This is a genomic window from Lacinutrix iliipiscaria, from assembly GCF_042686125.1.
Taxonomy (GTDB): domain Bacteria; phylum Bacteroidota; class Bacteroidia; order Flavobacteriales; family Flavobacteriaceae; genus Oceanihabitans; species Oceanihabitans iliipiscarium.
In genome coordinates, this window is record NZ_JBHUOV010000002.1 from 99,290 (window position 1) to 113,894 (window position 14,605).

The 14,605-nt window shown below is 32.4% G+C and carries 14 protein-coding genes; 5 read left to right on the plus strand and 9 right to left on the minus strand.

The genetic code is table 11. The features are described 5' to 3' along the window. Nucleotides 1-46 precede the first annotated feature (46 nt). Nucleotides 47-2,209, plus strand: coding sequence for a S9 family peptidase (locus ACFS5M_RS07530; protein ID WP_183487499.1), 2,163 nt, complete (start codon nucleotides 47-49; stop codon nucleotides 2,207-2,209). A gap of 36 nt (nucleotides 2,210-2,245) precedes the next feature. On the opposite strand, the gene ACFS5M_RS07535 is transcribed toward ACFS5M_RS07530, so the two are convergent. Both ACFS5M_RS07535 and ACFS5M_RS07540 read right to left on the minus strand, forming a co-directional pair. After that, the gene (locus tag ACFS5M_RS07535) at nucleotides 2,246-2,803 is read right to left on the minus strand and encodes an ExbD/TolR family protein (protein WP_183487501.1); all 558 of its coding nucleotides are present in this window, start codon (nucleotides 2,801-2,803) and stop codon (nucleotides 2,246-2,248) included. Between the two features lie 111 nt (nucleotides 2,804-2,914). After that, nucleotides 2,915-3,049, minus strand: a complete 135-nt coding sequence (locus ACFS5M_RS07540) for a hypothetical protein (RefSeq protein ID WP_379898440.1) — start codon at nucleotides 3,047-3,049, stop codon at nucleotides 2,915-2,917. A gap of 382 nt (nucleotides 3,050-3,431) precedes the next feature. Between ACFS5M_RS07540 and ACFS5M_RS07545 the strand changes: the two genes are divergently transcribed. From ACFS5M_RS07545 to ACFS5M_RS07555, 3 genes are all read left to right on the plus strand, one after another. Further along, nucleotides 3,432-4,127 (plus strand): hypothetical protein, encoded by a 696-nt coding sequence (locus ACFS5M_RS07545; protein ID WP_183487502.1) that lies wholly within the window; start codon nucleotides 3,432-3,434, stop codon nucleotides 4,125-4,127. A gap of 83 nt (nucleotides 4,128-4,210) precedes the next feature. Further along, entirely contained in the window at nucleotides 4,211-5,767 is a 1,557-nt protein-coding gene (locus ACFS5M_RS07550) for a DEAD/DEAH box helicase (protein WP_183487504.1), read from the plus strand. Nucleotides 5,768-5,821: 54 nt separating this feature from the next. Further along, nucleotides 5,822-6,757, plus strand: coding sequence for a pyridoxal-phosphate dependent enzyme (locus tag ACFS5M_RS07555; RefSeq protein ID WP_183487505.1), 936 nt, complete (start codon nucleotides 5,822-5,824; stop codon nucleotides 6,755-6,757). Here ACFS5M_RS07555 and ACFS5M_RS07560 read toward each other — a convergent pair. The 5 genes from ACFS5M_RS07560 to ACFS5M_RS07580 form a co-directional block, all read right to left on the minus strand. After that, nucleotides 6,754-7,992, minus strand: coding sequence for a mechanosensitive ion channel family protein (locus ACFS5M_RS07560; RefSeq protein WP_183487507.1), 1,239 nt, complete (start codon nucleotides 7,990-7,992; stop codon nucleotides 6,754-6,756). The genes ACFS5M_RS07555 and ACFS5M_RS07560 overlap by 4 nt on opposite strands. Nucleotides 7,993-8,057: 65 nt before the next feature. After that, entirely contained in the window at nucleotides 8,058-8,678 is a 621-nt protein-coding gene (locus tag ACFS5M_RS07565; RefSeq protein WP_183487509.1) for a YqaA family protein, read from the minus strand. Nucleotides 8,679-9,569: 891 nt separating this feature from the next. Further along, nucleotides 9,570-9,890, minus strand: a complete 321-nt coding sequence (locus tag ACFS5M_RS07570; protein WP_183487511.1) for a hypothetical protein — start codon at nucleotides 9,888-9,890, stop codon at nucleotides 9,570-9,572. A gap of 13 nt (nucleotides 9,891-9,903) precedes the next feature. After that, complete coding sequence (locus tag ACFS5M_RS07575) at nucleotides 9,904-10,863, minus strand: hypothetical protein (RefSeq protein ID WP_183487513.1); 960 nt, start codon at nucleotides 10,861-10,863, stop codon at nucleotides 9,904-9,906. A 21-nt stretch (nucleotides 10,864-10,884) separates the two neighbouring features. Continuing rightward, nucleotides 10,885-11,112: a DUF2188 domain-containing protein gene (locus tag ACFS5M_RS07580; RefSeq protein WP_183487515.1), complete on the minus strand. Its 228-nt coding sequence runs from the start codon at nucleotides 11,110-11,112 to the stop codon at nucleotides 10,885-10,887. Between the two features lie 188 nt (nucleotides 11,113-11,300). On the opposite strand from ACFS5M_RS07580, the gene ACFS5M_RS07585 reads away from it, so the two are divergent. Continuing rightward, nucleotides 11,301-12,596, plus strand: coding sequence for an AAA family ATPase (locus ACFS5M_RS07585; protein ID WP_183487517.1), 1,296 nt, complete (start codon nucleotides 11,301-11,303; stop codon nucleotides 12,594-12,596). A gap of 164 nt (nucleotides 12,597-12,760) precedes the next feature. Here ACFS5M_RS07585 and ACFS5M_RS07590 read toward each other — a convergent pair whose 3' ends face one another. Next, nucleotides 12,761-13,570 carry an SDR family NAD(P)-dependent oxidoreductase gene (locus tag ACFS5M_RS07590; protein ID WP_183487519.1) on the minus strand — a complete coding sequence of 270 codons (810 nt, stop codon included), beginning with the start codon at nucleotides 13,568-13,570 and terminating at the stop codon, nucleotides 12,761-12,763. Next, nucleotides 13,563-14,540 carry an LLM class oxidoreductase gene (locus ACFS5M_RS07595; protein ID WP_183487521.1) on the minus strand — a complete coding sequence of 326 codons (978 nt, stop codon included), beginning with the start codon at nucleotides 14,538-14,540 and terminating at the stop codon, nucleotides 13,563-13,565. Before ACFS5M_RS07595 ends, ACFS5M_RS07590 begins: the two co-directional genes overlap by 8 nt. Nucleotides 14,541-14,605 lie beyond the last annotated feature (65 nt).

A 14,605-nucleotide genomic window follows, 5' to 3' on the forward strand; every position in this document is an offset into this window, starting at 1 on the left:
GTCTGTTTTATTTTGTTACTTTATGGAATAATAAACCGTATATAACATGAAAACACCAATCAATTATTTGTTTATCGCTCTATTTGTCTTAGTTGGATGTAAAAACAAAGAGGAACAGAAGGAGCAAAAAACTATTGAAGCTCCAATTGCAAAAAAAATCCCTAAAGAAATTGTCACACATGGTGACACTAGAACAGACGACTACTTCTGGATGCGTTTAAGCGACGAGCAAAAAAATGCAGAAACACCAGACGCTCAAACTCAAGATGTCTTAGATTACCTTAATCAAGAAAACGAATATACTGCTAAAATCATGAGTCATACTGATAAGTTTCAAGAGAAACTTTATGAGGAAATGGTGAGTAGAGTTAAAAAAGATGATGCTTCTGTTCCTGTCACAGACAATGGTTATTCATACTATACGCGCTACGAAGAAGGTGGTGATTATGCTTTGTATTGCAGAAAGAAAGTTGAAGATAATGCTAAGGAAGAAATCATGTTAAATGGACCAGAAATGGCTAAAGGGTTTGCTTATTATGGTTTTGGGTCAAGTGCTGTGAGTCCAAATAACGAACTATTAGCATTTAGTATTGATACTATTTCTAGACGTCAATACACTATATATTTTAAAGATTTAAACACTGGAGAACTTTTAGCTGATAAGTTAAATAATACAAGTGGTGGCGCGACTTGGGCAAATGATGGTAAAACTGTTTTTTATACAACCAAAGATCCTGAAACATTAAGGTCTAATAAAATTTTTAAGCATGTACTAGGTACTCATCAAGATCAAGATGAATTGGTTTATGAAGAGAAAGATGATACGTATCGATGCTTTGTCTGGAAATCTAAATCTAAAGCATATTTATTTATTGGAAGCTTTCAAACCCTTTCAACAGAATTACAATATCTAGATGCTAATACTCCAAATGGCGAATGGAAAGTTATTCAACCTCGAGAGAGAGACTTAGAATATTCAGTCGATCATTATGAAGACCATTTTTACATTCGAACCAATCTAGATGCTAACAATTTTCGACTCGTTAAAACACCTCTTTCTAACACAACAAAAGAACATTGGGTCGATGTTATTCCACATCGCAGCGATGTTTATCTTGAAGGTTATGAACTTTTTAAAGATTACTTAGTGGTTGAAGAACGCAAAAATGGATTAATAAATATTAGAGTTAAAGCATGGGAAGGCGAGGAGCACTATATTCCGTTTAATGATCCTGCATATCTAGCTTATACAACATCTAATTTAGATTTTGACACCAATAAATTGAGATATAATTATTCATCATTAACCACACCTTTCACAAATTTTGAATATAATATGGACACTAAATCTTCTCAAGTTTTAAAACAAGAAGAAGTCCTAGACCCTAATTTCTCAAGCGATAACTATATGTCCGAACGCCTATATGCAACAGCTAAAGATGGTACTCAAATACCAATATCAATTGTGTATAAAAAAGGAATTGATAAAAATGGTAAAAACCCATTATTGCTCTACGCGTATGGTTCTTATGGCAATAGCATGGATCCTAATTTTAGTTCTACTCGATTAAGTTTGTTAGATCGTGGATTTATTTATGCCATTGCTCATGTTCGTGGTGGACAAGAAATGGGACGTGATTGGTATGAAAATGGTAAGCTATTAAAAAAGAAAAATACGTTTACAGATTTTATCGATTGTGGCGAGTATTTAATTAATAAAGGCTACACCAATAACGAACATTTATATGCTTATGGTGGAAGCGCTGGCGGATTGCTTATGGGAGCTATTCTTAACATGAAACCAGAATTATGGAATGGTGTTGTGGCTGCTGTACCATTTGTCGACGTGGTTTCAACGATGTTAGATGAAACCATACCTTTAACTACTTTTGAATTTGACGAATGGGGAAATCCGAAAATTAAAGAATACTACGATTATATTAAATCTTATTCCCCTTATGACAATGTAGAAGCTAAAGACTATCCAAATATTTTAATTACAACAGGCTATTGGGATAGTCAAGTGCAATATTGGGAACCTGCAAAATGGATTGCCAAATTAAGAGCTATGAAAACAGATGATAACCTGTTACTAATGGATTGTAATATGGAAAATGGTCATGGAGGTGCTTCTGGACGTTTTGAACGCTACAAACGAACGGCTTTAATGTTCAGTTTCTTCTTAGACCTAGAAGGCATTACCGAGTAAATAATTTAATAAGCCTAGTTTTTAACTAGGCTTATTTTATTTTGTTTCCGCTTCACTTATAATAAAAGGATAGGCATCTCGTACAACTTGAATTTCTTCATTTGTTAATTCTTCAGCATATTTATTGAACTTTAATCGACTATAAACCGAACGTAATTCTGAATAGGCCTTTGTAATTTCATCTTGTACACTTATAAATTTTGCATACGAGGTTTTTCTATCATTCTGTAAAGAAATAACAGCTTGTTTCGGATGATCTGAAGATGTTGCAAGTTGTTGTCCATTACAATATAAACAAGATGCATCACCATTATTGTCAATAAATGCCTTAGTAAGCTCTTTAATTTCATTAATGGTAACCATCTTATTTTCAACGAGGATTTCATCCTTTGCATTTAAGACTATTCGCAATACATTACGCTCATTTAAAATTTCACTACAATCTACTGTTGGTGGACATTCACGTGGCAACTTTCTATTAATCCCTTCATCTGAAGCTATCGTGGTTGTCACTAAAAAGAAAATAAGTAACAAAAATGCAATGTCTGCCATAGAGCCTGCATTTACTGATGGAGATGACTTTAAATACCTCATAACTAGATAGGTTTATGTGAATAATAATTAAATAATCACAAAAACAGTACCATAAAAAAAACAGCTAACTTATTCTGTCAGCTGTTTTTTATAGACTAATTCAAAACGTTCCTAATGTGCAAAGCGTTTTGTGCCTTTCCAAATACTTTCATCAGAATTATAAAAACGAAGAATATGTCTATTCACTATGGTTTGCTCGTCTACAATACCATTAACTTGTTTAGATAATTTGATTAACCTTTTCATAACTCGATTGATTTGATTGATTTGATTGATGTTTTAAATTTTTACTATCTGTAGCGTCTTTTACTATTCCAATTATAACTTTTAGTGCTACTTAATGTTCCTGATAATTGGTTGGTGTTTAATGTTCTCATGATTGTTTGTTTTTTGATTGTTATACTTAATAGACGACGTAATTATCAAAATGTTACAGTACTGTGCTATACCAACTAGTAATTTAACAAATTTTAACACTAAACACTGATACAATGTCTTTTAAATATAGATAGAAGACGTAATAAACGAATAAAATAACGTTAAATAAATTAAAAACAATTCATTAAAATTGCATATTATAAACTTAGGAACGATTTTTGAAAACAAAGAATTGAATTATTCTATTAATATGAGATTATTATTTATTTTTCTTTTTAGTGTTTTAAGCACTTCAATTTATGCACAAGTTGATAGTGAAGAAAAATCTGTAGCTATTCCTGTAATTGAAAGTGATGAAGGTGAAATAGAGCAGGAGGTAGAAACCGAGAGTCAACCTCTTGAGAACACAGGTTTAATAAATCCTCAGGAAGATAAAGTGAATGGATTATCAGTTCCAAAAAAGAATCAGCCCTTAGATTTACCAAAAAAAGAATTCTCAATGTTTGAAACAGAAGAATTTGGTAATCCAGCTGAGTTATATGCAAAAGATCTTAAAAAGCATACAGCTTATAAAGACAAGGTTATAGAAAAAGGAGGTTATGGTGGAGATACTGTAGATCAATTTCTTGGTGACTTTACAACAAAATCCCCAACAGTAACCATTGTATATAGAGATTATGGTCAATTTGATGGTGACTATATTCGCATCTTTATTGATGGTGAAATCCTTAAACCAAGAATTCTGTTATCAGGAAGCTATAATGGGTTCACTTTAGCCTTAAAAGAAGGCATTAATAAAATTGATTTTTATGCCTTAAATGTTGGCTCAATGGCACCAAATACTGCAGAATTCCAAATCCTAGAAGAAGATTCAGAAATTATTTCAGCCAATCAATGGAGCCTTGCTGCTGGTGTAAAAGCCACAATTGTTATTATTAAAGAATAGTTAATAACTATTTAAAAATTTTCTTACCAATTAACTTTATATAACTATAGAAAGATGTTATTTTTGCACATCTGAAAAAACTTATGAGTCACACAATTTCTACATCTGAATTAGAAGAAAGAAAAGCAGGAAAAGATCTTTATAGTTATCAAAAAGGAGCTATAAATAGAATTTTTAAAGCATTTGAAGATGCTCCTGAAGATTACCATTTACTATATCAACTTCCTACAGGAGGAGGGAAGACTGTGATTTTTTCTGAAATTGTTAGGCAATACCTAAAGCATCATAAAAAGAAAGTGCTTGTCATGACACATCGTATCGAGCTGTGCAAACAAACCTCGAACATGCTAACCGAATTTGGTGTTGAAAATAAAATTGTAAGTAGTAAAGCAAATCTAGACGACCAAGACCAATACAGCTGCTTTGTGGCCATGGTAGAGACTTTGAATAATAGATTGCAAGAAGATAAGCTTGACATTTCTGATATTGGTTTGGTTATTATTGATGAAGCCCATTATAACTCCTTTACTAAGCTTTTTAAGTTTTTTGAAAAATCATTCATTTTAGGTGTTACTGCGACGCCTTTAAGCTCAAATATTAAGCTTCCAATGAATGATAATTATGACGAACTTATTGTTGGTGAAACTATTGAGCACTTAATTGAAAATGAATTTTTGGCGCGCGCTGAAATCTATTCATATAATGTTGGATTAACCTCATTAATCGTTGGTGCAAATGGAGATTATACCGTAAAATCTTCAGAAGATTTATATACGAATAACGACATGCTTTCAAAGCTTATTCAAGCTTATGAAGAACGTAGTAAAGGGAAAAAAACCCTAATCTTTAATAATGGTATTAATACGTCATTGCATGTTTATGATACGTTTAGACGCGCTGGTTATCCTATTGCGCATTTAGACAATACCAACTCTAAAAAAGAACGAAAAGCCATACTAAAATGGTTTAAGAACACTCCTGATGCAATTTTAACTTCTGTGAGTATTTTAACCACTGGTTTTGATGAACCTACTGTGGAATCAATTATACTGAATCGTGCTACCAAATCACTTACATTATACTATCAAATGATTGGTCGTGGTTCTCGTATCCTAAAAAATAAATCGACGTTTCAAGTCATTGACTTAGGAAACAACCTTCACAGATTTGGACCTTGGGGAAGTGATTTAGATTGGCAACGCATTTTTAGAACACCTAATTTCTATTTAGATGGTATTCTAAATGATGAAGATATTGAAAGTAATTTTAGATATGAAATGCCTGACGAATTACGTGCAGAATTTTCTAATTCGGAAGAAGTTTATTTTGATATCAAAAAAACCTACATTGATTCTATTAAGAATGGTGAATCTTCTAAAGTTGTCTTAGAGCGCTCTATAGCTCAACATGCTAGAATTTGTATTGAAAACAGCGAAGATGTATATGATGCTTTAGGATTAGCCAAAATGTTAGGAGACGATATCGATTATCGTATTGGACGCTACACGAAATGCATCAGTAAAAGTACTTTCAACTTTGTAGAGTGGTTAAAAAACGACTACAGATTAAAACTCAGAGCCTATCTACGTGAAAACTTTGATACTGTGTTTGAAGAAGTGCATGGTCGCGTTGCAGAATAATTTCCGCTTTGCGTTAGCTTCAAAATTAAGTACCTTTCCGTTTTACATTTTACTATGGATAAACAAGTTATTCTAGAGACGCACGAACGGATTCAGCCTTATATTCATCATACACCTGTCTTAACTTCACAAGGAATTAACGCCATAGTTGGAGCACGGTTATTTTTTAAATGTGAAAACTTTCAGAAAATGGGCGCGTTTAAAATGCGAGGTGCTACGAATGCTATTCTTCAACTCACTCAAGAACAACGCGATAGAGGAGTCGTTACGCATTCTTCTGGTAATTTTGCTCAAGCTTTATCTTTAGCGGCTAAAAGTTTAGGTGTAACAGCTCATATTGTAATGCCAGAAAATGCACCACAAGTTAAAAAAGATGCTGTTTTAAGTTATAATGGGTTAATTACCGAATGCGAGTCAACACCTGAAGCTAGAGAAGCTGTATCGCAACGCATTGCAGATAGTAATGGACTCACTTTTGTTCATCCTTCAAATGATATAGATGTGATTCATGGTAATGCTACAGCGTGCTTAGAACTCTTAGAGGACTATCCTGATTTGGAGGTTGTGATTGCACCAGTTGGAGGTGGAGGCTTGTTAGCAGGAACTGCATTAGCAGCACATCATTTTGGTCAGCATTGCAAAATTCTAGGTGGAGAACCTTTTGAAGCAGATGATGCGTATCGTTCACTATTAAGTGGAACGATAGAAACAAATGCATCAACTCGTACGATTGCTGATGGCTTGCGAACCCATTTGGGTGATATTAATTTTCCTATTCTAAAAAAGCATGTTGACTCTATTATTCGAGTAGAAGAACATGACATTATAGAAGCCATGCGTCTTATATATCAACGCCTTAAGATCGTGGTAGAACCTTCGAGTGCTGTCGCTTTAGCAGCTATTATAAAACAGAAAGCGGACTATAAAAACCACACTATTGGCGTCATTCTTTCTGGTGGTAATGTCGACTTAAAAGCCTTGCCTTTTTAGGCTTCAGCAGCTACTGCTAATTCATACAATTCTAAATCGAAAAACGGAACAGCAGCCAAGCTATGATCGAAAATATCAGACATGATATATTCATAATTAACCCAACGTTTATCACTACTAAAGGCATAAATTTCTAAAGGTAAACCCTGAGGTGTAGGCGCCAACTGTCTGGTCATGATGGTCATGTCTTTATTAATGGCTGAATGGTTTTCGATATACGACTGTATGTATTTTCTGAATACACCAAGATTCGTAAGGTTTCTACCGTTAATTAAAGTGGACTTGTCAATTTCATGTTCAGTATTATAGGTGTTAATTTCCTTTTCTCTTTCTGATAAATAGGTAGCAATGAGTTGAATATTTTTAAGTTTTTCAATCTCATCAGCTGTAAGGTATTTAATACTCGATGCCTTTAAAATAATTGAGCGTTTGATGCGTCGTCCACCAGAATCGCTCATTCCACGCCAGTTTTTAAACGAATCAGAAATTAAGGCGTAAGTAGGAATGGTGGTAATCGTTTTATCAAAATTCTGGACCTTTACAGTAGAAAGGTTAATTTCTACCACATCGCCATCAGCACCATATTTATCAAAAGTGATCCAATCGCCAATGCGCACCATATCATTTATAGACACTTGAATACTTGCGACAAAGCCAAGAATTGTATCTCTAAACACTAAAAGAATAATGGCAGAAGCAGCACCAAGCGTTGTTGCAAATCTCCAGAAAGACACACCAGTAATTATGGCGAAAATAGAGAAGAGGCCAATAATCCAAGCGAAAATCATAAACACTTGAATGTAACTATCAATAGGTTTGTCTTTAAATCTAGGAAGCGTTTTAAGGTAATCTTTTATTGAGTTCAAGATGCTTCTAGCAATCCATAATACGAGAATAATTCCGAATACTTGAAGGCCTTTTTCTATGATATTTTCAAAATAAGGAAAATCAACAAAGACAATAGGAATAAGCTCTAAAGCAATAATAAGCGGAATGATATGTGCAATATTTCTAGGTGCTTTATTCTTTACCAGGATATTATCGAACTTTGTTTTAGAGCGTATGGCAAACACCGAAAAAGCATTAATTAACAGTTTACGAATCACAAAATCGACAATAGCTGTTATAATCATTAAGGCTATTAATAAGCCTAACATGTTGAGATATTTTGATGCGTTCTCAGATAAGCCTAAAGACAATAGATAATCGTAAAGCAGATGTTGAAAGGTATTCATATCAAAATAATTAGAGTACAAAAGTACAGTACTAAGATGATATACCTAGAGACTTTAAGTTTTTTTTAAATGACATTAAAAATGATTAATCCGTAGATTGCAAATCGCACTAAACGCAAAGCACCAAAGCCCATTACTTTTTTAAATGGAAACTCGATAAGTCCAGCAGCCATACAGGATACAGAAAAGGGCACAGGTAAGAGTGCACCAACAATAATTAAAAATCCGCCCCATTTTTTAGAGTTTTTAAGCTGCTTTTCCATTTTAGCTTCAATATAATTATGTACCGCAGGCTTTTTAGTCATAAGATGGCCTAAATAATAAGAAACTAAACCTCCTAAATACGACAAAATAGCTAATACAGATAAAAACAACCAAGGGTTAGTCATTTTTCCAGCCCAAACAATAAATATTTCTGGAGGCACTAAACCTAAAAGTGCTTCAGAAGTAAAAAAGAAAGCCAATACACCATACGTTGGTAAAGCCTGAGTAATACTTACTAACATGGCATTAATATCTACAAATTGATTAATGACTGCTAAGAGTATGATTAAAGCAGTTACATATGGTAATGCTTTTTTAATGGCATTGCCCACGAATGTGTAAAAACCAGTATAAGTATAATATTGATGAAGTAATTGCAGTCGCGATTTCTCTGACTTAGGTCGGGTTTTAGTAGGTTTCATTAGGTTAAGATTTGGTTATGGAGGGAAATCAAATATAATGTATGATATTTTATTTCAAAGAAAATTTTAGAATTTTCGATGAAATACAAAACCCAATTTAATGGACGCAGAACAAAATATAGTCTATTTTAAACTTCTCATTTTATTATAATTTCTTTATTTACAGTGATTTGTATTATAACTAGTTTTGTAACCTATAGAGTGGATACTCATATTTTCTATTTTACATAATATTAATTATAGTACATTTTACAACAATTAGCATAATAGCGCTTTTAAGCGATATTTGACATAATTGCAGATATAATGGCTGCCTGACTTATATCGTTAGTAATTATGACAAGCTAATTGTGGCTTCCTTGTTGTATTTATTATTTATAAACTTTAAGCTCATTACACTTTATCGTTTTGTTTTTCCGATAATTTTAATATTCTGCACAATGGTTCAAGATTTTTTAAATACGCGATTCTAAGCGCTTAGTGATTGCTATGGATTTCTTTAAAAGTGATGTGTTTAAGGATTTGAAACTGGCTGTATGTAATGCTGCTCTTGAATATCAATTGATTCTATATTCTGAGATTGCGTTGTTTTGAGGTTTCTTAGGACTTAAAAAAGCTTTTTTTTGTGCTTGCAGATACCCGAAGCATACCCGAGGCATACCCGACGCATATCCGAGGGACACCCGAAGGAGCTCCTTTTTCTTTCGGGTGTGCTATTATGTAAAATAGAACTCATACTTGTATTTTAAAAACAATTAACGGCTCGTTGCATTTGTATAGCCTAAACTATGTACGCTTACTACCCAGCCGCATCAACTGGCAGATTTAAATAATTGATGTATTAATCAATTATTTAAACTCCTGTTTTAGCCAAAATTTTATGAGGCCATTTTAATCTCTCATGAATTTTTCTCTATCATATTCACACATTGGACACAAACTATTCTCTGATATGTATATATGATCTGTAAGTTCTGCTACATTACCATTTCCGCATCTTTCACACTCATGATCACTTGCGTAATTTTCTGCAAAGTTTTCAAGAACATATTTTTGTTTATCAGATAACGAATTAAAACCTTTATCTAATAAGAATTTTGTAATGCCTTCAATTGCACCTTCCAACTCACTTCTATCCATTAATTGACTTAAAAAGTCTTTTAAATCGTCTTCATGTTCTTTGTCAAACATCCATTGTTTTACTTGTCCCATATAATATTTACTTTTAATTGTTCTTTATGATATTATCAATATAATTCTGTATTGTATAATTTATTTCATCGTCGCTCAAAGGACTGTATTTTTCAATAATATCTTTTTTAAAATCTATTAGAGGTTTATCACCATGTTCTATAATATGATCAAAAAGCTTCCCTTTAGGTTTAGAAAACTCTGCATAAAAAGCTTTTAATCTTGGCTTTTTTGTTTCATCCTTAAGTATTCTAAAAAGACCAGAAGCAGCAGACAATTGCTTACCTCCCATAATTTCTGGCACTTTTTTGTTTCTTATCATATATTCATCAAACTTTGACGAATAATACCTATCGATTGAAATAAAGCGCTTTGGTATTAAAATTATATGCTCACCTTTATGAACTGGTAACTTTACAGTCTTTGTTTTCCATTTTTCATCTACATAATCAAATACTTGAATTTTTATATCAAAAGTGTTTTTAACATTGTGTAAAATACATTGCTGTGATGTAAATTCTGCAAATATATTTCTACATATTGCAGCAACCATATCACTAACATTATCAGAACCAATTCCTTCAACAAGTAATTGACTATAGCATATATCAGAAAGAAGTGTGGTTTTTGCAGCTTTACTATTAGAAAATATATCATAAAGATGTTCTGCTTTTTCCCTACCTATTGCTTTACCATGAAATTGCTCAAAACCATAACCCATGTGAATTTCTGTAGGTTCTCTTAAGAACAATAAAAGTTTTATAGCTTCATTTTTTTTATTTTCTTTTATAAGTTTAAGTAATTTTTCAAAATATTTTTTTAATGTAATTTCAATCTTGTAACTCATATCACAATTACTTGCAGAAATAAGCCAAGGACTAATGAATAATGGTATATCCATATCCACCAGAATGTCTATAAATTCTAATTCTTTTTGGCTTTTTGCAATACCAAATTGTTCTGTGAATTTTTTCTTTTTTAATGTTTTTTTCATGCTATTAATCTTTAATTAAATTTAACCTTTTGGCGGAAACGGATCGTTTCCACTATATGTATTTCGTTCTCTTATTCTACCATTCTTTCCATGAATAAGTAATTCACTATTTTGATTTTTGGCAATTTGAGTACCAATTTCTATGGCTTTTTTTTGTGTTGAAACTACTTTTGTAGCTTTTTCATTACCTGCTCCTTTAACAGCCCAACCATCTTTATGTTTAACTATGTGTTGATTTTTTTTGCTCATTTTATCGATATTTACGTGTTTATTATCTAGTATTAATGTTAAATTTCTCCAAAAAAATCAATTATATGAGAAATATACGTACAAATCTACAATTTTATTTTCATACTTAAAAATTTATTTGTACTTTTATACGATAATGTCGTACATTTTACTATATTTGACGACTAATAGCACTAAAAAACGATTAAATGCTCGTAAAATTCACGGTTCAAAATTATCTTTCGTTCAAAAACAGAACAACTATTGACTTGACAGCCACGTCTCTAACAGAGTATCGTGCAGATAATATTATTAAATCCCCTATCAATAATGTATCATTATTAAAGAGTCTTGTTTTATATGGAGGAAATTCTAGCGGAAAGAGTAATTTGTTTAAAGCTATTAAATTTGTTAGACGATTCATATTAATGTCATCAAAAGATTCACAAGCAGATGAACCGATAGATATTGAACCATTTAGACTATCATTGGAAACTATTAATGAACCAAGTTATTTTGAAATTGAGTTTATTCATGAATCTGTTAAATATCGTTATGGTTTTGAAGCAGATACTGATAAAATTTATAAGGAATGGCTATTTTCAACTAGTAAAAATAAAGAGCATTTATTATTTGACCGAGATTTAAAAAACTTTGAAATTTCTAAAAAGTTTGATGAAACAAGTAAAAACTTAATTCGAATCACAAGAGATAATGCTTTGTTTCTTTCTGTTTGCGCTCAATTTAATATTGCACTTGCGATAGATTTATTGAAAAGCATTGGAGATATACAATATGTTTCTGGAACTGAAGACAGATTCATAATGGATTATACAACTGAAATGTTAAGTGATCCAGAAAAAAGTGTCTATGTAAACAATTTTATTAAAGGAGCTAATTTAGGTTTTAACAAAATTAAAACAGAAAAAATTAGCTTAACAGCTGAAATGCTTACTAAAAATAAAGTGCCGAAGGAAATTCAAAAGATTATTCTTGACTCAAACGAAGAGAACACTATTATTACTACGCAACATACAGTCTATGATAAAAACAATAAACCTGTAGATGAAGCTTATTTTAACTTAATGGCAAGCGAATCTTTAGGAACAAGAAAATACTATTCATTAGCTGGTCCAATAATTGACACTTTAATAAAAGGAAAGACTTTAATTATTGATGAATTTGATGCTAGATTACATCCTTTGTTGAGCAAGGCTATAATCCAATTGTTTAATTCAAGTGATAATAATCCTTATGGTGCTCAATTAATCTTTGCTTCTCACAATTCTTTTTTTATCAATTCTAATAGTAGACTATTTAGACGAGATCAAATAATTATGACTGATAAAGATAAATATGGAATTACTGAAATGAAGTCATTGTATGAAAAGAAAATTAGAAAAGATGCTTCATTTGAAAAGGATTATTTACTCGGTAAATATCAAGGAGTTCCTGATTTAGAGATAAGTAATCAGCTTTTTTTATTTGATGATAATGCAATTTAAATAATCCACTCCACACACATTATGCTTCCCTCCTACGTCGTCGCATAAAAGTGATTTACTAGTAGCTCGTGCATATTGAATGCTTAACCATTGCTTAATCTCATTCTTCGATTTCATTAACTGAGTTAATTGTAATTTGAAACTATAAAACAAAAGATATGCACTTAAAGCCCATTAGCGCTTAATATTTCTTGAGTCGCAGTAAGGAGCGTTGTAATTTTTTTATGATCATATGCATCTTGATGTGCATTTGCATATACTCCTTTATCATTGTCAAAATACCTGCCTGATTGATTTTTATGACGTTCTAAGAGCGCTAAGTCATATAAAATAGCGGCACCCTTCTCTGCTGGCGACCAATGCTGTCCATACGCTTCTTTTACCATTTTTGTATTTAAAAGAGAACCAGGATTTACTGCAATGGTAGTAATGTTTGGATGATTTTTGGCAAAATTAAAAGACCACATCGTTAGGGCTAACTTACTTTGAGCATAGCTTTCACTTGCGTTTACAGTGGCATCACCTGTTAAGACACCTTCTTGTACGGTAGATTGTGCAGCAGAACTTAAATTGATGATTCTGGGTTGATTCCCTTTTTCTAGAAGTGAAGTGATCGTTTCTGTTAAAACGAATGGCGCCAAATAATTAACAGCCATTCGAATGTCTAAACCGTTTTTAGTTTTATCTACAGGGCTTTTATAAATGCCAGCATTATTAATAAGAAGGTCTAATTGAGGGACTTCATTTATAATGTGTCCTGCGAGTTCTTTTACAGCATTGATATCTGAAAAATCAGCGACAAACCCTTTAATATTCTCGTTGTTTGAGGCTTCTTTTAATTCTGAAATGACTTCGTTTAACTTAGCTTCATTTCTACCATGTAGATATATATGATGCCCTTCTTTAGCAAGTTTTAAAGCGGTTAGTTTTCCTATTCCGTCAGTACTTCCTGTGATGAATATGGTTTTATTCATGATGTTCTGTTTTTTGTGTTTTATTATGAAATTCTGGCAATACGTTTTTTGCAATGAGTTCTAAAGTATCTTCCACATGCATTGTATTAAAACGTAGATTTAAAGCTAAGTGATTTACACCTATACTTCGTAATTTATCTAAATAATCGGTTAAATAATTAATTCCTAATCGGAAGCCTAATTGGATGGGTTGTGGTTTAGCGTTTGCATCTTCCAATAAATCTAAATACATCGGTTGCATAAAGGGTTTGTCGCATTCAGATGTTTCTGCTACTAATTCTCTATACTGCCTTATGGTGTTGTTTTGACTATATAAATCTCTTGGATAATTCATCCAACCATCGGCATTTTTAGCATTCCATTCTAGAGATTGTCGACTACTTCCTGTCATTAACAACGGCACTTTATGCGCTGTAGGTTTTGGTAACATATCAACATGTCCTTGAAAACTTCCGTAGTTATTCGTTTTAAAAGTTGGAAAATCGCTTTGTACATTTCTAATGTAGTTAAATGATTCTCGAAACAATTCACCGCGTTTTTCATAATCTATTCCCATGGCAGGATATTCGTCAAAACGATCACCAGAAGCAACACCCAAGAGCATTCTTCCTCCAGATAACTGATCAATACTAGTTGCTGATTTTGCAATATTTAGCGGATGATGTAATGGCAATGCAATACTAGAAACTCCCAAGGCGATTTCTGAAGTTTGGCCAGCCAAAAAGCCCAAATATGTAAACGGATCGAAGGTTTGACCTGCATCACCAAAACTTGGAACATTAAGTGGTATATCTCGAATCCAAATGGATTTAAAACCGAGACTTTCTACTTGCTGTACGCGTTTTACATGGTCTTGCATTCTTGGCACAGGACCAGTAGCATATCTTTCAATGGGCACGACTACTCCAATACTTAATTCGTTTTGTTTAAATACGCTATTATAGGCTTTATTTATGGTTTTGAACGTCATAATTATATGAATTTAAAATAGAAGAAGCCACCATTCAAAGTGACTTCTTCCTGCTATTAATCAAT